This window comes from Micromonospora maris AB-18-032 (assembly GCF_000204155.1).
Lineage (GTDB): Bacteria > Actinomycetota > Actinomycetes > Mycobacteriales > Micromonosporaceae > Micromonospora > Micromonospora gifhornensis.
In genome coordinates this window covers 4,098,763-4,116,000 of sequence record NC_015434.1, presented here as the reverse complement: position 1 = coordinate 4,116,000, position 17,238 = coordinate 4,098,763, and the positions used below count along the sequence as shown (strand labels likewise).

The window sequence follows — 17,238 nt, the reverse complement described above, 5'->3', positions numbered from 1 at the left end:
CCCCGAATTCGACTCTCGGACCGCCACTGACAGTCGGGAGCCGTTATGGCGAGGCTAACCACACGAGGGTCGGATTCGGACCGGAAACCGAGATGCACGCGAGGAAAATTCGGCCGGTCCGCCGTTTTCGGTACCCCGGCTATTCGGTGGTATCCACCCATTCGGTAACCGTGGTTCGGTAAGTTGCGAAGTCATCGGCACCCGTCGCAACGACGCCGAACCCCACGGGACCGCCCGAACGGACAGCCAGGTGTGGAGAACCGATGTCACGTGCCGAACCGCCTGCTGAGGCGAATCGGTCCGGGCCGGACCTGGAGGACACGTACCGCGAGTTCCGCCATCCGATGGTGGTGCTGGGCGTGACCACGGTGGTCGCCGGTTTCCTGGACGCCTTCGCTTTCCTGCGTTACGGGGCCTTCGTGGGTAACCAGTCCAGCAACGTCCTGTTCCTGGGCGTCGGACCGGCCGGTGGGCATCCGGCCTGGCCGACGGCGGCCGCGTCGATGCTGGCGTTCATCGTCGGAACGGGCCTGACCAGCCGGCTACGCGCGGTGGACAGTCGATGGTCGCCGGTGTCCCGTGGGCTTGCCGTCGCCGTGGCCGCCGTCGCGCTGTGGACGGCGCTCAACGTGGTGTTCGAGTACGGCCGGGACAGTCCGCAGCTCCGGGCGCTGCTGGCGGCTGTCGGCGGGTTCGCGATGGGTGCCCTGGCCACGCTGTTCGTCCGCACCGCCGGGGTGGCCACCACCATCACCTACCAGTCGGGCACGGTGGCGAAGACCGGCGAACGGATCGTGGGCTGGCTGCTCGGCCCACCGACGGGTCGGACCAGGGCCAGGAAGGGCTTCCTGCTCGGTGTGTGGACGCTCGCCGGTTACGCGGTGGGTGGTGCGTTCGGGACTGTGGCACAGCACCGACCGCTGTGGGTGCCGGCCTGGGCGACCGTCGCCCTGCTGGCCGTGGCACCCCTGGTGCGGCACCGGTCGTGACCCACCCGTGGGCCGCGCCCACTCTCAGTACGACAGTCCCGGCTGTGGCTGGTTGACCCGGCGGCGGCGCAGTACCACCTGTCGGGTGCCGTCCCGGTACAGCCGTACCCGGGCCAACTCCCAGCCGGAGAATTCCGCCTGAATCGCCAACTGCGCCGCGGCGGTCAACCGGTCGACGTTCGGCGGCAGCCGCAGCGGCGCGTACTCGTAGTCCATGAGCCCTATGCTGCCCAGCCCGACCCCCATACCGCCACCCTGGGGCTGACCTCGCCTCGGACGTGCGGGTCAGCCGTCGCGCTCGGGGTAGCCGACCTCCACCGCCGAGACGTCGTCCAGCGCCGTGGTGATCTCCTCGGGCAGGGTCATCCGCTCCACCTGCAGCGCACCGAGCAGCTGCCCGCAGGTGCGGGCGCCGAGGATCGGCGCGGTCACCCCGGGCCGGTCCCGGATCCAGGCCAGCGCCACCTCCAACGGCGACACCCCCAGGCCCCCCGCCGCGGTCGCCACCGCCTCCACGATGCTGGAGCAGCGCGGCTCCAGATAGGTGGCGACGAACCGCTCGAAATGGGGCGAGACCGCCCGGGAGTCGGCCGGCCGACCGTGCCGGTACTTACCGGTCAGCACCCCTCGACCCAGCGGCGACCACGGCAGCACACCCAGCCCGAGCGCGTCGCAGGCCGGCAGCACCTCCCGCTCCACCCCCCGCTCCAGCAGCGAGTACTCCACCTGAGCGGCCACCACCGGCGCCCGCCCCGGCCAGGCCGCCTGCCAGGCCGCCGCCCGGGCCGTCTGCCAACCGGAGAAGTTCGACACGCCGACGTAGCGGACCCGACCGCTGGCCACCGCGTGGTCCAGCGCGGCCAGGGTCTCCTCCAGCGGGGTCTGCGGGTCGTAGCCGTGCACCTGGAACAGGTCGACGTAGTCGGTGCCCAGCCGCCGCAGCGAGGCGTCCAGCGTACGCAGCAGATGCCCCCGGGAACCGTCCCGGCGCCGGCTGCCGCCGGGCCGCAGGCCGGCCTTGGTGGCGATGAGCAACTCCTCGCGCGGCACCAGACCGCCCAGCAGCGAGCCGATCACCGACTCGGCGTCACCGTCGCCGTACACGTCTGCGGTGTCGACGAGGTTTCCACCCGCGTCGAGGTAACTCTTCAGTTGGGCGGCCGCGTCGTCGGCGTCGGTGTCCCGACCCCAGGTCATGGTGCCGAGCGCGAGCCGGGAAACCGCCAGCCCGCTTCGGCCGAGCGGTCGCTGCTGCATGGTTGAACCTTATTTCGAACCGGGCCAGACCGATATCCTCGCTCCTGCCGAGTCTGCTCGCGATTCGGGGTGAGCCGGTGATCGTCCCTACCGCCACCATTGCGTAACCTGATGCGACTGCGGATAGGGGAGGACTCTGTGCGACTCGGGCTAAGCCTCGGATACCAGACAGCGTGGAGCACGCCGGCTGATCATCTGGCCCTGGCTCAGGAGGCGGACCGGCTCGGTTACTCCGTGGTGTGGGCGGCGGAGGCGTACGGCTCCGACTCGCCGAGCATGCTCGCCTGGATGGCCGGGCAGACCGAGCGGATCGACATCGGCAGCGCCGTGATGCAGATTCCCGCCCGGACACCGGCGATGACCGCGATGACCGCCGCCACCATCGACACCCTCTCCGGCGGCCGGTTCCGGCTCGGCCTGGGCGTCTCCGGGCCGCAGGTCTCCGAGGGCTGGCACGGCGTACGCTTCGGCAAGCCCCTGGCCCGCACCCGGGAGTACGTCGACATCGTCAAGCTGGCGGTGGCCCGCAAGGAAGTCAGCTACGACGGCCAGTTCTACACCCTGCCGCTGCCCGACGGGCCCGGCAAGGCGCTGCGGCTGGGTTTCCACCCGCCGCGCGAGCACATCCCGATCTACCTGGCCGCGGTCGGGCCGAAGAACCTGGAACTGGCCGGCGAGATCGCCGACGGCTGGCTGGCCATCTTCTATGCCCCCGAGTACGCCCAGGAGCAACTCGCCTCGGTGACCGCCGGTCGGGCCCGCGCCGGTAAGGAACTCGCCGGCTTCGACGTGGTGCCCTCCGTGCCGGTCGTGGTCGGCGACGACGTCGCCTCCTGCGCCGAACTGGTCCGCTGGTACGCCGCCCTGTACGTCGGCGGCATGGGCAGCCGGGAGCAGAACTTCTACAACCAGCTCGCCACCCGGATGGGCTACGGCGACGCCGCCCGCGAGGTCCAGGACCTCTACCTGGCCAAGCGGCAGCGCGACGCCGCCGCCGCGGTGCCGCTGGAGTTCATCGACCGGACGTCGCTGCTCGGGCCGAAGGAGCGCATCGCCGAGCGGATGCGCGAGTACGCCGAGGCCGGCGTGACCACCCTGTCGGTGACGCTCTTCGTGGCCGATCGGGACAGCGGGGTGCAGACGCTGCGTACCGTCGCCGAAGCCCTGGAGCTCTCGGGAGTCGGGGAGTGACCTGGATCGAAGCCATCGTCCTGGGCATCGTCCAGGGCCTGACCGAGTTCCTGCCGGTCAGCTCCTCGGGGCACCTGCGGATCACCTCGGCGATCTTCTTCGACCAGGACGCGGGCGCCTCCTTCACCGCGGTGACCCAGCTGGGCACCGAGGCGGCCGTCCTGCTCTACTTCGCCAAGGACATCTGGCGCATCGGCCGGACCTGGACGGTCGGGATCTGGGACTCGTCGGTCCGTTCCAGCCTCGACTACCGGATGGGCTGGTACGTGATCGTCGGCTCCATCCCGATCGGTCTGTTCGGCTTCCTGTTCAAGGATCAGATCCGGGAGACCGCCCGCAACCTGTGGGTGGTCGCCACCACCCTGATCGTGTTCGCCTTCATCCTGGCCTTCGCCGAGTACTGGGGCCGGCAGACCCGGACCCTGAAGGACTTCCGGATGCGCGACGGCGTGGTCATGGGTTTCGCCCAGGCGCTGGCGCTCATCCCCGGTGTGTCCCGCTCCGGCGCGACGCTGACCTTCGGCCTGTTCCTCAACCTGACCCGGGAGACGGCCGCCAGGTACTCGTTCCTGCTGGCCATCCCGGCAGTGGTGATGTCCGGGATCTTCAGCCTCGGTGACGTCTTCGAGCCCGCCGCCCCGGGTACCTCGGTGCCCAGCGTCGCGCAGATGGTCGTCGCCACGCTCATCGCGTTCGCGGTCGGCTACGCGGCCATCGCCTGGCTGTTGCGCTACGTCGCCCACCACACGTTGTACGTCTTCGTGCTCTACCGGGTGGCGGTCGGCACCCTCGTCCTCGCCCTCCTGATGACCGGGACGATCAGCGCTACCTGACCGGTTCGCGGGTGGTTTGGTGGGAGTGAAGACGCTGATGGCCGGCACCCGGGTGCGGGTGCCGGCCATCGGTCTTGTTCCCCCTGTACGAGGAAGGTCTTCGGGTCAGCTGTTCCAGTGTTCGGCGACGAGGTCGGCGGCCTGCTGTTCCCACTGGGCGTAGTGGAAGGGGTAGGCGGAGACCTGGACGGTCTGGGCGGCTTCGGTCAGGGGCATGTTCTGCCAGCCGTCGACCTGCTGGAGGCCCTTGAGGAAGGCGGTGGTGGAGTATTCGGGGTCGGTGATCTGTTCGACGGTGCCCCAGCCGCTGGACGGGCGCTGCTGGAACAGGCCTTGGGAGTCGTGGTCGTTGCGGTCGCCGAGGTGGCCGAGGTTTTCCAGCTTCGACTCCTGCAGGGCGGTGGCGATGGAGACGACGGCGGCGCGTTCGTCCATGCCGGTCTTCTTGGTGGCGGCGATGATGGCCTTGGTGTTGGCGACCTGTTCGTCGTTGAGGTCGATGTGCGACTGGTTGCCCTGGACGCCGTGGGGGATGAGCTTGGCGGTGTCGGGCTTGGTGGCCTGCGCGACGGTGGCGGTGCTGGTGTTCGTGGTGGTGTCGGTGTGGTTGAGCGGGCCGGCGGCGAGGCCACCGGCGACGGTGAGACCGGCGATGGCGAGGACGCTCTTACGCAGCATGGTGTTCATGATCAAAGCTCCATTCGGGGGTCGGGCGTCACCGACGAGGGATCGGCAAGGTGACACCAGCGCCGTCATGGCGCACAGAGCATGAGAGGAAAGACTTGGGGGATGTCCGGCGGCGGACCTGAGGTCTTTCGCGGCACCGGACCAGGTATAACGACCTACCGGGGCGGGTCATTCCCGCCGGCCGTGCCGCCTGGATGGGGGATCGTGGCTTGCCCGGCCCTGCTCGGTCGGCCACCGATCACAACGCCGGGCACCCCCTCGACATTCCGTCGAGGGGACGCGGGTGAATCCGGCATAACGCCCAACGGTTCGCTTGGGTCCTGACACGGACCGCAGCCAGGCAGACAGACCCCACAACGGCATGGAAGGCGCGAGACGGGTGTCGGCGCCGCGAACGGTGTGCGGACCATCGGGGGGCGTCGGCGGCCTAGGGTGGGTACGTGGCCACACTTCTGCTCCTGCGGCACGGACGTACCACCGCGAACGCCGACGGCGGACTGGCCGGTCGACAACCGGTCGACCTCGACGAGACCGGTCAGGCCCAGGCCACGGCGGTGGGTGAGCGCCTACGTGCGCTGCCCCTGGCCGCGGTGGTGAGCAGCCCGCTGGTCCGCTGCCGGCGCACCCTCGAACTGGCGCTGCCGCAGGCGTCGCCGGTGCCCGACGACGGGCTCATCGAGTGCGGATACGGCACCTGGGAAGGACAACCGCTGAAGAAGCTGGCCAAGGAGCCGCTCTGGCCCGTGGTGCAGCAGCATCCCAGCGCCGCAGTCTTCCCCGAGGGGGAGTCGATGGCACAGATGGCGGCCCGCGCCGTCGCCACGGTACGCGCCTGGGACGCCCGGGTGACCGCCGAGCACGGCCCCGAGGCGGTCTGGCTGGCCTGCAGCCACGGCGATGTGATCAAGGCGATCGTGGCGGACGCGCTCGGCGTACACCTTGATCTTTTTCAGCGGATCGTGGTGGACCCGGCGTCGGTGACCGCGATCCGCTACACCCCGCTGCGCCCGTTCCTGCTGCGCCTCAACGATGTCGGCGGTGACCTGGCCGGGCTGGTCCCGCCGCAGCGTAAGCGGCGTCGGCGGGCCAGCCGGCCCACCGACTCGGACGCCGCGGTGGGCGGTGGGGCCGGAGGGACCCGGTGAGCCGCCCGCCCCGGGCCGACGACAGGCCCCCGAACCGCACGAGCGCAAGGGCGGCGCGGCGGGCCGGGGAGCGTACCGGAAATCGGGTCGGTGGGGTGCGCGGTGCCCGGGGCCGCCGGATAGGGTCGTGGGTATGACGCACCAGGTGCACGCCTTCGAGCCGCCGGAGCGGTTCGTCGCCGGGACCGTCGGGCCGCCGGGGGAGCGCACGTTCTTCCTCCAGGCGCGCGGCGGTGGCCGACTGGTCAGCGTCGCGTTGGAGAAGGTCCAGGTCTCCCTGCTCGCCGAGAAGCTGGAGGAGCTGCTCACCGAGGCCCAGCGACGGTTCGGGGTGGAGTTGCCCGAGGCGCCGGCCTCGGTCGGCGACAACGAGCCGCTGGAGACGCCGGTCGACGAGGAGTTCCGGGTCGGCACGCTGGGCCTGGCCTTCGACGCGGACACCGCGACCGTGGTGATCGAGGCGATCGCGGTCGGCGAAGTCGAGGCCGAGATGGAGTTGGGCGAGTCCGAGGAGGACGAGGCCGACGACGTCGAGCCGGACGAGGACCTCGACCGACTCCGGGTGCGGTTGACCCCCGAGGCGACCCGCGAGTTCATCGAACGGGCCCGGCGCGTGGTCAACGCCGGCCGTCCACCCTGCCCACTCTGCGGCCAGCCGCTCGACCCGGCGGGTCACCTCTGCCCCCGAAACAACGGCTATCACCGGTGACGGCGTCCGGCGTGACCCCCCGACAGGACGGTGTCGCCGCGATGCGCCTGCTGCGCGACGGTGAACTGACCGTGGAGGGTCGGCTGGTCGACGCGTCGAACACCACCCTGCGCGGCATTCTCACCCTCGACGGCACGACTGCCCGCTGCGTGTACAAGCCGGTGCGCGGTGAGCGTCCGTTGTGGGACTTCCCGGACGGGACCCTGGCGGGGCGGGAGGTCGCCGCCTACCTGGTGTCCGCGGCCACCGGCTGGGACCTGGTACCGCCGACCGTGCTGCGGGACGGGCCGTTCGGGCCGGGCTCGTGTCAGCTGTGGATCGACGAGCCCGACGACGCCGAGCCGCTTGTCGGGTTCGTCCCGGCCGACGCCGTACCACCGCGCTGGTTCCCGATCGCCGCCGCCCGCGACGACGACGGCACACCGTACGCCCTGGCCCACGCCGACGACCCCCGGCTGGCCCGGCTCGCGGTGCTCGACGCGGTGATCAACAATGCGGACCGTAAGGGCGGCCACGTCCTGCTCGGCCCCGACGACCGGATCTACGGGGTCGACCACGGCGTCAGCTTCCACGTGGAGGAGAAGCTGCGTACGGTGCTCTGGGGCTGGGCCGGGCGGCCGTTGCCCACCGACGCCCTTGAGGTGCTCGACCGGCTCGCCGGTCAGGTTCGTGGCCCGCTCGGCACCGAACTCGCCGAGCATCTCACGCTCAGTGAGATAACCGAGTTGGCGGCGCGCATCGACCGGCTGTGCCGCCGCGGCCGTTTTCCCCAGCCGTCCCGGGACTGGCCGGCAGTGCCCTGGCCGCCCCTGTGAGCTGAGGCGTTGATCACCCCTGGCTGGCCATGGCCACGCCCCCGGGCTGGTTAGGCTGACGGTCATGGAGTCTTGGGTGGGGCACGAGGTGCCGCGTTTGCCGGGCAGGAGCAAGGCGCTGAGGTTGTACGACTCGGCACGGCAGGCTGTGCACCCGACCGATCCGCCCGGCACGGCGACCATGTACGTCTGCGGCATCACCCCGTACGACGCCACCCACCTCGGCCACGCCGCCACGATGATCACGTTCGACCTGGTGCAGCGGATGTGGCGCGACGCCGGCCACGAGGTGCGGTACGTGCAGAACGTCACCGACATCGACGACCCCCTGCTGGAACGCGCCGAGCGGGACGGCGAGGACTGGAAGGTCCTGGCCATGCGGGAGACCGCGCTGTTCCGGGAGGACATGGAGGCGCTGCGGATCATCCCGCCGGCGCACTACATCGGTGCCGTCGAGTCGATTCCGGAGATCGCCGAGAAGGTGCTGGTGCTGCTCAAGGACGACGCCGCGTACCGGCTGGACGACGGCACCGGCGACGTCTACTTCGACATCTCCGCCGCGCCCCGCTTCGGCTACGAGTCCAACCTGTCCCGCGCCGAGATGCTGGAACTCTTCCCCGAGCGCGGCGGCGACCCGGACCGGGCCGGCAAACGTGACCCGCTCGACCCGCTGCTGTGGCGGGGCGCCCGCGAGGGCGAACCCTCCTGGCCCGGCGGCGAACTGGGCCCGGGCCGGCCCGGCTGGCACATCGAGTGCACCGTCATCGCCCTGGCGCTGCTCGGCAACACCATCGACGTGCAGGGCGGCGGCAACGACCTGATCTTCCCGCACCACGAGTGTTCCGCCGCGCACGCCGAGCGGCTGACCGGCGCGGCACCCTTCGCCGGGCACTACGTGCACGCCGGGATGATCGGCCTGGACGGCGAGAAGATGTCCAAGTCGCTGGGCAACCTGGTCTTCGTCTCCCGGCTGCGCGCCGACAAGGTGGACCCGATGGCGGTACGCCTGGCGTTGCTCTCCGGCCACTACCGCGCCGACCGGTCGTGGACCGACGACCTGCTGGCCACCGCGCACCAGCGCCTGGACCGCTGGCGACGGGCCGCCGCCGCCCCTGCCGGCCCGTCCGGGGAGGCCTTCCTGGCAGCCGTACGCGACCGCCTCAGCGACGACCTCGACTCGCCCGGCGCCCTGCGCCTCGCCGACGAGTGGGCCGACCAGACCCTGACCCCCTCGCCGGACACCCCCACCGACCCCACCGCCCCCGCCCTCTTCTCCCGAACCCTCGACGCCCTCCTCGGCATCCGCCTCTAACAGTTCCCTTCCCTCCCCCCGTGCGCGCCCTCGCCCCGTGCGCGCCCTCGCCCCGTGCGCGCCCTCGCCCCGTCGATCTTGCAGTTTTGGTCGAGGATACGAGGCTTTCGGGGCTTATGTGGCGACAGGAAGTGCAAGATCGACGGGGGAAGGGCGGGCGGGGGTTAGCCGAGGATGAGGCCTGGGTCGGGGTGGGGGTCTGGGGTGGGGGCGGGGATCTTGTATTCCTCGGTGAGGGTGGTGACCGGGCCGGGCCAGGTGGCCTGGGCGACCTCGATGGGCTTGCGGTGGGCGTCGTACGCCACGTGCAGCAGGTGCAGCACGGGAGTGTCGGGACGGATCTGGAGGGTTTCCGCCTCCTCCCGACTGGGCTGGCGGGCGGTGATCGTGTCGGTGGCCGTGGCGTACCGTCGGCCGGTGGCCTCCTCGGCCTCCTGGTAGAGCGGGCGGCCGAAGGCCTCGGCGCGTTCCAGGGTGGTGCCGGCGGTGTCGGCGGGCAGGAACCAGGAGGCGCCCACCTCGACCGGTGAGTCCTCGGTACGGACCAGATGTCGGCGGCAGAGCAACTCGGTGCCGTCCGGTACGCCGAACGCGTCCGCCACCTCGGGTGGGGCGGGGGAGCGGCCGACGGAGACGAGTTGCTGCCGGTAGCGGGCGGCCAGATCGGTGTGGTAGCCGCGGAAGCCGCCGTAGCGCCCCCGGGACAGCCGGTTGAGCCGTCGCCGGGTGCCGCGGACGTACGTACCGGAGCCGGGTTTGGTGATCAGGACGCCCTCGACGCGCAGTTGGTCGACGGCGCGCTGCACGGTCTGCTTCGCCACGCCGAACATCTCGGCGATGGCCGGGATCGAGGGCAGGCGCTCGCCCGGACCCCAGTCGCCGCGCCGGATCTGCGACTTGAGCTGCGCGGCGATCTGTCGGTGCGGGAACTCCGCCGCCCCCGGGTTGATCTGCATCCCGACCCCCTATCAGCTAGGTTCCTAGGATGCCCTACGCGTGGTGATCCGCGCCACCCCGACACTCCAGTGCATCAGGCGCTGGGGGAGAGGTGATCAGAAACAGGCCCCAGGCGATACCGCCTGGGGCCTGCGAAATTTACGAGGGTGACTACCAGGAGCCGGCGGTGGGGCCGGCGGAGCCGCCTCGACGGCGGAGGTACTTCTCGAACTCCTGGGCGATCTCGTCCCCGGTCAACGGGGTGATGCCCGCGTCGCCGACCCGCTCCTCCAGCTCACGGACGTACTCGCCGAGTTCGGCGTCCTGCTCGGCGGCGCTGCGTACCCGCTGCTCCCACTCGGCGGCCTCCTCGGCCAGGTCGGCCATCGGCACCGGCAGGTCGACGACCTCCTCGACCCGGTGCAGCAGGGCCAGGGTCGCCTTCGGGCAGGGCGGGTTGTTGGCGTAGTGCGGCACGTGTACCCAGAACGAGACCGCGTCGACCTCGGCGCGGGTGCAGGCGTCGTGCAGGACACCGACGATGCCGGTCGGCCCGTCGTACCGGGTCGGGGTGAGCTGGTAACGCTTGGCGGCGTCGGCATCGGAGGCGCTGCCGCTGATCGGCAGCGGTCGGGTGTACGGCACATCGGCCAGCAGCGCGCCGAGCAGCACCACCCGCTCGACCTCGAGGCTGTGGCAGATCTCCAGCACCTGTTCGCAGAAGGTGCGCCACCGCATGCTCGGCTCGATGCCCCGGATCAGCACCACGTCCCGCTCGGTGCCGGACGGGCTGGCCACGGTGAACCGGGTGGTGGGCCATTCCACCCGCCGGGTGGCGCCGTCGGACATCGCGATGGTGGGCCGGCTGACCTGAAAGTCGTAGAAGTCCTCCGGGTCGAGCTCGGTGATCGGTCTGGCCTGCCACACCTGTTCCAGGTGTTCGACTGCGGCGGTCGAGGCGTCGGCGGCGTCGTTCCACCCCTCGAAGGCGGCTATGGCCACCGGAGACCGCAGCACCGGCAGCCCGTCGAATTCGGTCACGCCGTCACCTCACCCCGTGCCTCACCGGCGCGACCCAGGCTCGCCCCGGTCGTGCGCCCGTCGTGCATGGTGGTGTCGCTGTAGTCCCTCACATTGGTAGCCTACGTGCCTTGTCCGGACAGGGCCCGCCGGCCGCGCCGGATCGCCACCGACACGCCTCCGGATCGGTACGACACCCCGCCGGACGCCGGGCCGCTCGCTCCGTCCGATCTCCGGGTTGCCGGCCGGCGCAGCACAGTGGGGCAGCTGTCATCGATGGCACGATGTGGGATGGCACGCTGCGATGGCTCAGTTCGCGCCGGAGCGGACTAACCTGACAATGTGCGGACTTCGTTGCTCGATGCGTTGGCAGACCGGATCCTCATCACCGACGGGGCGATGGGGACGATGCTCCAGGCCGCCGACCTGAGCCTGGACGACTTCGATGGCCTTGAGGGCTGCAACGAGATCCTCAACGTCACCCGACCGGACGTGGTGCGCGGAGTCCACGAGGCGTACCTCGCGGCGGGCGCCGACTGCATCGAGACGAACACCTTCGGTGCCAACCTGCCCAACCTCGCCGAGTACGACATCGCCGACCGGATCTGGGAGCTGTCCGAGGCCGGCGCGCGGCTGGCCCGGGAGGCCGCCGACGCGTACGAGACGCCGGAGCGCCCCCGCTGGGTGCTGGGTTCCATCGGACCGGGTACGAAGCTGCCCACCCTGGGGCACGCCTCCTACGCCAGCCTGCGCGACGCGTACCAGCAGAATGCCGGTGGTCTGATCGCCGGTGGGGCGGACGCCCTGATCATCGAGACCTGCCAGGACCTGCTCCAGGTGAAGGCCGCGGTGATCGGGTCGAAGCGGGCGATGGCCGAGGCGGGCCGGCAGGTGCCGATCATCTGTCACGTGGCTGTCGAAACCACCGGAACGATGCTGCTGGGCAGCGAGATCGGGGCGGCGCTCACCGCGATCGAGCCGCTCGGGGTCGACCTGATCGGCCTCAACTGCTCGACCGGCCCGGCCGAGATGGGTGAGCACCTGCGCTACCTGTCCCAGCACTCCACCGTGCCAGTGTCGGTGATGCCCAACGCCGGGCTGCCGGTGCTCACCTCCGACGGCGCGTACTTCCCACTCGGGCCCGAGGACATGGCCGAGGCGCTGGAACGCTTCGTCGTCGACTACGGCGTGGCGCTGGTCGGTGGTTGTTGCGGCACCACCCCCGAACACATCCGGGTGCTCGCCGAACGGCTGCGCGACGTCGCGCCGGTGGCCCGTGAGCCGCGTATCGACGCGGGTGTCTCCTCGATCTACCACCACGTGCCGTTCGCGCAGGACGCGAGTGTGCTGATGGTGGGGGAGCGGACCAACGCCAACGGCTCGAAGGCGTTCCGGGAGGCGATGCTCGCCGCTGACTGGCAGGCGTGCGTGGAGATCGCCCGCAGCCAGGCCCGCGACGGCTCGCACCTGCTGGATCTCTGCGTCGACTACGTCGGTCGCGACGGCACCGTCGACATGCGGGAGTTGGCCGGCCGGTTCGCCACCGCCTCCACCCTGCCGATCATGCTCGACTCGACCGAGCCGGCGGTGATCGAGGCCGGGCTGGAGATGCTCGGCGGCCGGTGCGTGGTCAACTCGGTCAACTTCGAGGACGGCGACGGCCCCGATTCCCGGTACGCGCGGGTGATGCCGGTGGTCGCCGAGCACGGCGCCGCCGTGGTCGCCCTGCTCATCGACGAGGAGGGCCAGGCGCGTACGGCGGAGTGGAAGGTCCGGGTCGCCGAGCGTCTGATCAATGACCTGACCGAGCGGTGGGGGCTGCGCCGCGCGGACATCCTCATCGACGCGCTGACCTTCCCGATCGCCACCGGGCAGGAAGAGACCCGACGCGACGGCATCGAGACCATCGAGGCGATCCGGGAGATCGCCCGCCGCTGGCCCGGGGTCAACTTCACCCTGGGCATCTCGAACGTCTCCTTCGGCCTCAACCCGGCCGCCCGGCAGGTGCTCAACTCGGTCTTCCTGCACGAGTGCGTACAGGCCGGGCTCACCTCGGCGATCGTGCACGCCAGCAAGATCCTGCCGATGGCGAAGATCCCCGAGCAGCAGCGGGAGATCGCCCTCGACCTGATCTACGACCGGCGTCGGGAGGGCTACGACCCGGTGCAGCGGTTCATCGAGGTCTTCGAGGGCGTCGACGCGGCGTCCGCGCGGGCCACCCGGGCCGAGGAACTGGCCGCCCTGCCGCTCAACGAGCGGCTCAAGCGGCGGATCATCGACGGTGAACGCAACGGCCTGGAGGCCGACCTGGACGCCGCGATGGCCGCCGGCACCGCGCCGCTGGCCATCATCAACGACATCCTGCTCGACGGCATGAAGGTCGTCGGTGAGCTGTTCGGCTCCGGGCAGATGCAGTTGCCGTTCGTGCTCCAGTCCGCCGAGGTGATGAAGACCGCGGTGGCGTACCTCGAACCGCACATGGAGAAGGCCGACGACGGTGGCAAGGGCCGCATCGTGCTTGCCACCGTCAAGGGCGACGTGCACGACATCGGCAAGAACCTGGTCGACATCATCCTGTCCAACAACGGCTACGAGGTGGTGAACATCGGCATCAAGCAGCCGATCTCCGCCATCCTCGACGCCGCCGAGCAGCACCGCGCCGACGCCATCGGCATGTCCGGCCTGCTGGTCAAGAGCACGGTCATCATGAAGGAGAACCTGGCCGAGATGGCGTCGCGCGGGGTCGCGGAGCGCTGGCCGGTCCTGCTCGGTGGCGCGGCGCTGACCCGGGCGTACGTCGAGGACGACCTGCGGTCGATGTTCCCCGGCCAGGTGCACTACGCCCGTGACGCCTTCGAGGGACTGTCCCTGATGGACCGGGTGATGACCGCCAAGCGTGGCGGCGCGCCGGTGATCGATCCCGAGCGGGAGGCGGCCCTGGCCGCCCGCCGGGCCCGCCGTGAACGCCAGCGCGCCGTGGTCGCCGAGTCGCTGCCGGAGTTGACGGACACCTCGGTCCGCTCCGACGTGGCCGCCGACGTGCCGGTGCCGACCGCCCCGTTCTACGGCACCCGGGTGGTCAAGGGGGTGCCGCTGGCCGACTATGCGGCGCTGCTGGACGAACGGGCCACCTTCATGGGCCAGTGGGGGCTGCGCGGTGCGCGCGGTGGCAAGGGCCCGTCGTACGTGGAACTGGTGGAGACCGAGGGTCGGCCCCGGCTGCGCTACTGGCTGGACCGCCTGATCGCCGACCAGGTGCTGGAGGCGGCCGTGGTGTACGGCTACTTCCCGGCGTACTCCGAGGGCAACGACTTGGTGGTGCTGGACGAGAACGGGCATGCCGAGCGGGCCCGGTTCACCTTCCCCCGGCAGCGGCAGGAGCGGCGGCTCTGCCTGGCCGACTTCTTCCGCCCCCGCGGCGAAGAACTGGACGTGGTCGCGCTGCAACTGGTCACCGTGGGTCAGCCGGTCAGCGAGTACGCGGCCAAGCTGTTCGCCCGCAACGAGTACCGCGACTACCTGGAGGTGCACGGCCTGTCCGTGCAGCTCACCGAGGCTCTCGCCGAGTACTGGCACAAGCGGGTACGCGCCGAGCTGACCCTGCCCGACGGTCGTACCGTCGCCGACGACGATCCGACCGACCTGGCTGGCCTGCTGCGCACCGACTACCGGGGCTGCCGGTACGCGTTCGGCTACCCGGCCTGCCCCGACCTGGAGGACCGGGCAAAGATCGTGGAACTGCTCGGCGCGGAGCGGATCGGCGTGCAACTGTCCGAGGAGTTCCAGCTCATGCCCGAGCAGGCCACCGACGCCATCGTCGTCCACCACCCCGAGGCCAGCTACTTCAACGCCAAGTGATGACCGCAGGTGCCGTGACCTGCACTTCCGGCACCTGCGGTAGGCGTTGAACCATGATCATGCCGTCCCCAGGCCGTCACTGGGTTCCGGACCGTCATCGTCGGCCTGGTCCTCACCGAACGCCTTGTCGATGGCGCGGCGGGTGCGGTCCTCACTGCTGGGCAGCAGATGGGTGTAGGTCCGCAGGGTGAATCCGGGGTCGGCGTGGCCCAGGTACGTCGACAGGGCCTTGATGCTCTCCCCGGCATCCAGGAGGACCGAGGCGTAGGTGTGCCGCAGGACGTGCATCCCGTTGCGCCGGTCGTCCGGGATGCCGGTGGCCCGGATCGCGTGCTTCCAGACGCCAGGGTTGAACTTCGAGCGGCTGAGCGGCAGGTCGTCCGCGTCGGTCAGGTAGAGCGTGACCGACACCGGGTCACCAGTCGGAGTTGCCCAGGGCAAGGCGACCTCTACCGGCGGGTACTGCTCGGCATGTTCGGCAAGGCGGCGCGACACCGAGGCGGGGAGAGGAACTTCCCGAGTCTTGCCGCCCTTGGGCGGGGCGAAGATCAGCGCCCCGCGTACGAGCTTCACCTGTCGGACCACTTGGAGAACGGGCCGTGTCGGGTCGAGGTCGGTGGGGCTCACGCCGAAGATCTCTCCCTGCCGCAGGCCGCAGCCCGCGCCCAAGTCGACACTGACCCGGTAGCGGTCCGGCATCTTCGCGCGAAACGCGGTGAGTTGGTCGACGGACCACGGCCGTCCCAGCAACTGTTTGACAGTGGGTTTAGTAGGCGTGTCCATGGCCGGGGCCAGTGGGCGAAGATGTCAACGCATGCAAGAGCCGTTGGTACTCGGCTGGTTCGCCGATCGCGGCCCTGTGCTGTGGGTGGTCGACGTAGTGGCGGATCGTGTCGGCGATGAACCAGGGGTGGATGTTGTCGATGCGCAGCCGCCGCCGGCCGTGCGGCAGTATGCCACGGCGGCGTACCAGGTCCGGTTGTGCGTAGGTCAGGGCCATGGTGGATGCCCTGACTGCGGGCTGGGAAGGGCGGCCGGGTGCCAGGGCCTCCCACGGCACCATCAAGGAGCCGGTGAAGTCGCGTTGACAGATACCGTCCGGTCGCAGCTCGACCGAAACACCACGCCAGCCGCCGGCAACGTGTACACCGACGCCGACCAGGAGCAGCAACGGCAACACCATGGACGGGTGGCCCCCGTAAATTTCGTCAAGGTCGCGAGCCCCCAGCGGCAGTGAGGCCAAGAACATGTACGCCACGGCTATATAGACCTGGAACGCGCTCGGTTCAGTGGCGAACGCCCGAACCTCGGGCTTGACCAGAAAGACCGCCTGCCGTGGCCGAAGCAGGGCGAGTATGGCCAGCGACAACGCCAGCATCCCGGCGAGGATGGTCGCGATGCCCAGGATCGAGCCCAACTGATCGGACAGCCGACGGCCCACGGCCAGGACCACAGCCAAAACAAGCGCAATGGTGAGGATCGGCCGCCGGTATCGGACCGTCACGGCGGAGAACGCGGCCAACATGCCAGGAGCGTAGTCGACCTTATCCACAGCTTTGGCCCCTCGATTCCCGGATCTCCCCAAGCATCTGGTGGGACGCCCCGTCAAGCATGTCCCGTGACGGGGCAGGAAGGGAGGCTTCGAGCGGGAGGCTTCGGGAGGCCACTTCGGGAGGCTTCGGGAGGCTTCGAGCGTGTGAGAACTTCTGTACGAGATCAAGGCGGCCCGCTTCGCAGGCCGCCCGCGCCGCCGAACCAGGGCCGGGCCTGCCGGCCCGCCGCGTTGCCTCTGGCCTTCGGCCGCCGGCACGCGGTTACCAGCCCGCCGCCGGCGCGACATACGACGAAGCCCCGGGCCGCCATGGGTGGTGGCAGATCCGGGGCTTCGTGTTGTTCAGTTCAAGGGCAGTGCCTCCGGCGGGGTCCTCAGGCACTCCAGGATGGCTGAAGGCAGCTGGGGTGTGGTGAGTGAAATCGGAGTCAGGACTGTTTAGCCGTCCGGCTCTTCCTCGGCGCCTTGGCGTTGAACCGTTTCGGCGTTTTCAGCTGCTGCCGTCGCTGCTGCCACTGCCGGATCGTCGGTGGACCACCATGCGGGCGGCCAGCCCGGCGTCGGCGGTGAGAGCAACTAGGGGCGGCAAGCTTTGGCAACTGCCGACAACTACCGCCCTGGCCAGGGCTTCGAAGGATCTGATTGATGATGTTCTTTCGACATGCTGGGTGTAAGGGGTTCAGACCCCCTCGAAGTCGGCGGTTTGCCTCACCAAGATCATGCCGTCGCCAGGCCGTGCGAGGTGAACCAGCGGCGACCAATGCTGACCGATGATGACTGCCCGCGTCCGAGGTGGCGCGGCGTGGCGTCCGCCTTTGATCGCCGATGCCTGCCAGCGAGATCAGTACAACGCCAAGTAGGGCGCAAGGGCGTCACGGCGCCCTGTCGAGCTGAGTGCCCAACCGCACCAGGCGGTGTGGTGGGGCGTGGTTGC

General features: G+C 70.1%; 15 protein-coding genes. 8 read left to right on the top strand and 7 right to left on the bottom strand.

The window, feature by feature from the left end; genetic code table 11:
* The first annotated feature begins 263 nt into the window (after positions 1-263).
* Entirely contained in the window at positions 264-989 is a 726-nt protein-coding gene (locus tag VAB18032_RS18205; protein ID WP_013734350.1) for a YoaK family protein, read from the top strand.
* A 24-nt stretch (positions 990-1,013) separates the two neighbouring features.
* On the opposite strand, the gene VAB18032_RS18200 is transcribed toward VAB18032_RS18205, so the two are convergent.
* Together VAB18032_RS18200 and VAB18032_RS18195 are read right to left on the bottom strand one after the other, a co-directional pair.
* The gene (locus VAB18032_RS18200; protein ID WP_013734349.1) at positions 1,014-1,205 is read right to left on the bottom strand and encodes a DUF5703 family protein; all 192 of its coding nucleotides are present in this window, start codon (positions 1,203-1,205) and stop codon (positions 1,014-1,016) included.
* A 69-nt stretch (positions 1,206-1,274) separates the two neighbouring features.
* A complete protein-coding gene (locus tag VAB18032_RS18195; RefSeq protein ID WP_013734348.1) occupies positions 1,275-2,246 on the bottom strand; it encodes an aldo/keto reductase in 972 nt (323 codons plus the stop codon).
* A gap of 138 nt (positions 2,247-2,384) precedes the next feature.
* On the opposite strand from VAB18032_RS18195, the gene VAB18032_RS18190 reads away from it, so the two are divergent.
* Positions 2,385-3,437, top strand: coding sequence for an LLM class F420-dependent oxidoreductase (locus VAB18032_RS18190; RefSeq protein WP_013734347.1), 1,053 nt, complete (start codon positions 2,385-2,387; stop codon positions 3,435-3,437).
* The gene (locus tag VAB18032_RS18185; protein ID WP_013734346.1) at positions 3,434-4,270 is read left to right on the top strand and encodes an undecaprenyl-diphosphate phosphatase; all 837 of its coding nucleotides are present in this window, start codon (positions 3,434-3,436) and stop codon (positions 4,268-4,270) included. The genes VAB18032_RS18190 and VAB18032_RS18185 overlap by 4 nt, the downstream gene beginning before the upstream one ends.
* Positions 4,271-4,375: 105 nt before the next feature.
* Here the strand turns inward: VAB18032_RS18185 and VAB18032_RS18180 are convergent, their stop codons facing one another.
* Positions 4,376-4,957 (bottom strand): hypothetical protein, encoded by a 582-nt coding sequence (locus tag VAB18032_RS18180; protein WP_013734345.1) that lies wholly within the window; start codon positions 4,955-4,957, stop codon positions 4,376-4,378.
* 440 nt (positions 4,958-5,397) lie between these two features.
* On the opposite strand from VAB18032_RS18180, the gene VAB18032_RS18175 reads away from it, so the two are divergent.
* The 4 genes from VAB18032_RS18175 to mshC all read left to right on the top strand — a co-directional run bounded on the left by VAB18032_RS18175 (position 5,398) and on the right by mshC (position 8,938).
* On the top strand, positions 5,398-6,102 hold the full coding sequence (locus tag VAB18032_RS18175) for a histidine phosphatase family protein (protein WP_013734344.1): 705 nt from the start codon (positions 5,398-5,400) through the stop codon (positions 6,100-6,102).
* A gap of 133 nt (positions 6,103-6,235) precedes the next feature.
* Positions 6,236-6,811 (top strand): DUF3090 domain-containing protein, encoded by a 576-nt coding sequence (locus tag VAB18032_RS18170; RefSeq protein WP_013734343.1) that lies wholly within the window; start codon positions 6,236-6,238, stop codon positions 6,809-6,811.
* A 41-nt stretch (positions 6,812-6,852) separates the two neighbouring features.
* The gene (locus VAB18032_RS18165; protein ID WP_081476286.1) at positions 6,853-7,626 is read left to right on the top strand and encodes an SCO1664 family protein; all 774 of its coding nucleotides are present in this window, start codon (positions 6,853-6,855) and stop codon (positions 7,624-7,626) included.
* Positions 7,627-7,690: 64 nt separating this feature from the next.
* A complete protein-coding gene (gene mshC, locus VAB18032_RS18160) occupies positions 7,691-8,938 on the top strand; it encodes a cysteine--1-D-myo-inosityl 2-amino-2-deoxy-alpha-D-glucopyranoside ligase (protein WP_043721196.1) in 1,248 nt (415 codons plus the stop codon).
* 164 nt (positions 8,939-9,102) lie between these two features.
* Here the strand turns inward: mshC and VAB18032_RS18155 are convergent, their stop codons facing one another.
* Entirely contained in the window at positions 9,103-9,894 is a 792-nt protein-coding gene (locus tag VAB18032_RS18155) for a GntR family transcriptional regulator (protein ID WP_013734340.1), read from the bottom strand.
* Between the two features lie 151 nt (positions 9,895-10,045).
* Entirely contained in the window at positions 10,046-10,915 is an 870-nt protein-coding gene (locus VAB18032_RS18150; RefSeq protein WP_013734339.1) for a PAC2 family protein, read from the bottom strand.
* Positions 10,916-11,236: 321 nt separating this feature from the next.
* Here VAB18032_RS18150 and metH point away from each other — a divergent pair, with 321 nt between their 5' ends.
* The gene (gene metH / locus VAB18032_RS18145) at positions 11,237-14,752 is read left to right on the top strand and encodes a methionine synthase (protein ID WP_193386260.1); all 3,516 of its coding nucleotides are present in this window, start codon (positions 11,237-11,239) and stop codon (positions 14,750-14,752) included.
* Positions 14,753-14,809: 57 nt separating this feature from the next.
* Here metH and VAB18032_RS18140 read toward each other — a convergent pair whose 3' ends face one another.
* On the bottom strand, positions 14,810-15,502 hold the full coding sequence (locus VAB18032_RS18140) for a tyrosine-type recombinase/integrase (protein ID WP_013734337.1): 693 nt from the start codon (positions 15,500-15,502) through the stop codon (positions 14,810-14,812).
* Between the two features lie 16 nt (positions 15,503-15,518).
* Positions 15,519-16,277 carry a hypothetical protein gene (locus tag VAB18032_RS18135; RefSeq protein ID WP_013734336.1) on the bottom strand — a complete coding sequence of 253 codons (759 nt, stop codon included), beginning with the start codon at positions 16,275-16,277 and terminating at the stop codon, positions 15,519-15,521.
* Positions 16,278-17,238: the final 961 nt, after the last annotated feature.

Bases quoted from the DNA above. Each gene is read 5' to 3' on its own strand.
- VAB18032_RS18205 (WP_013734350.1), top strand. From the start codon at position 264: ATGTCACGTGCCGAACCGCCTGCTGAGGCGAATCGGTCCGGGCCGGAC.
- VAB18032_RS18200 (WP_013734349.1), bottom strand. From the start codon at position 1,205: ATGGACTACGAGTACGCGCCGCTGCGGCTGCCGCCGAACGTCGACCGG.
- VAB18032_RS18195 (WP_013734348.1), bottom strand. From the start codon at position 2,246: ATGCAGCAGCGACCGCTCGGCCGAAGCGGGCTGGCGGTTTCCCGGCTC.
- VAB18032_RS18180 (WP_013734345.1), bottom strand. From the start codon at position 4,957: ATGAACACCATGCTGCGTAAGAGCGTCCTCGCCATCGCCGGTCTCACC.
- VAB18032_RS18170 (WP_013734343.1), top strand. From the start codon at position 6,236: ATGACGCACCAGGTGCACGCCTTCGAGCCGCCGGAGCGGTTCGTCGCC.
- VAB18032_RS18165 (WP_081476286.1), top strand. From the start codon at position 6,853: ATGCGCCTGCTGCGCGACGGTGAACTGACCGTGGAGGGTCGGCTGGTC.
- mshC (WP_043721196.1), top strand. From the start codon at position 7,691: ATGGAGTCTTGGGTGGGGCACGAGGTGCCGCGTTTGCCGGGCAGGAGC.
- VAB18032_RS18155 (WP_013734340.1), bottom strand. From the start codon at position 9,894: ATGCAGATCAACCCGGGGGCGGCGGAGTTCCCGCACCGACAGATCGCC.
- VAB18032_RS18135 (WP_013734336.1), bottom strand. From the start codon at position 16,277: ATGTTGGCCGCGTTCTCCGCCGTGACGGTCCGATACCGGCGGCCGATC.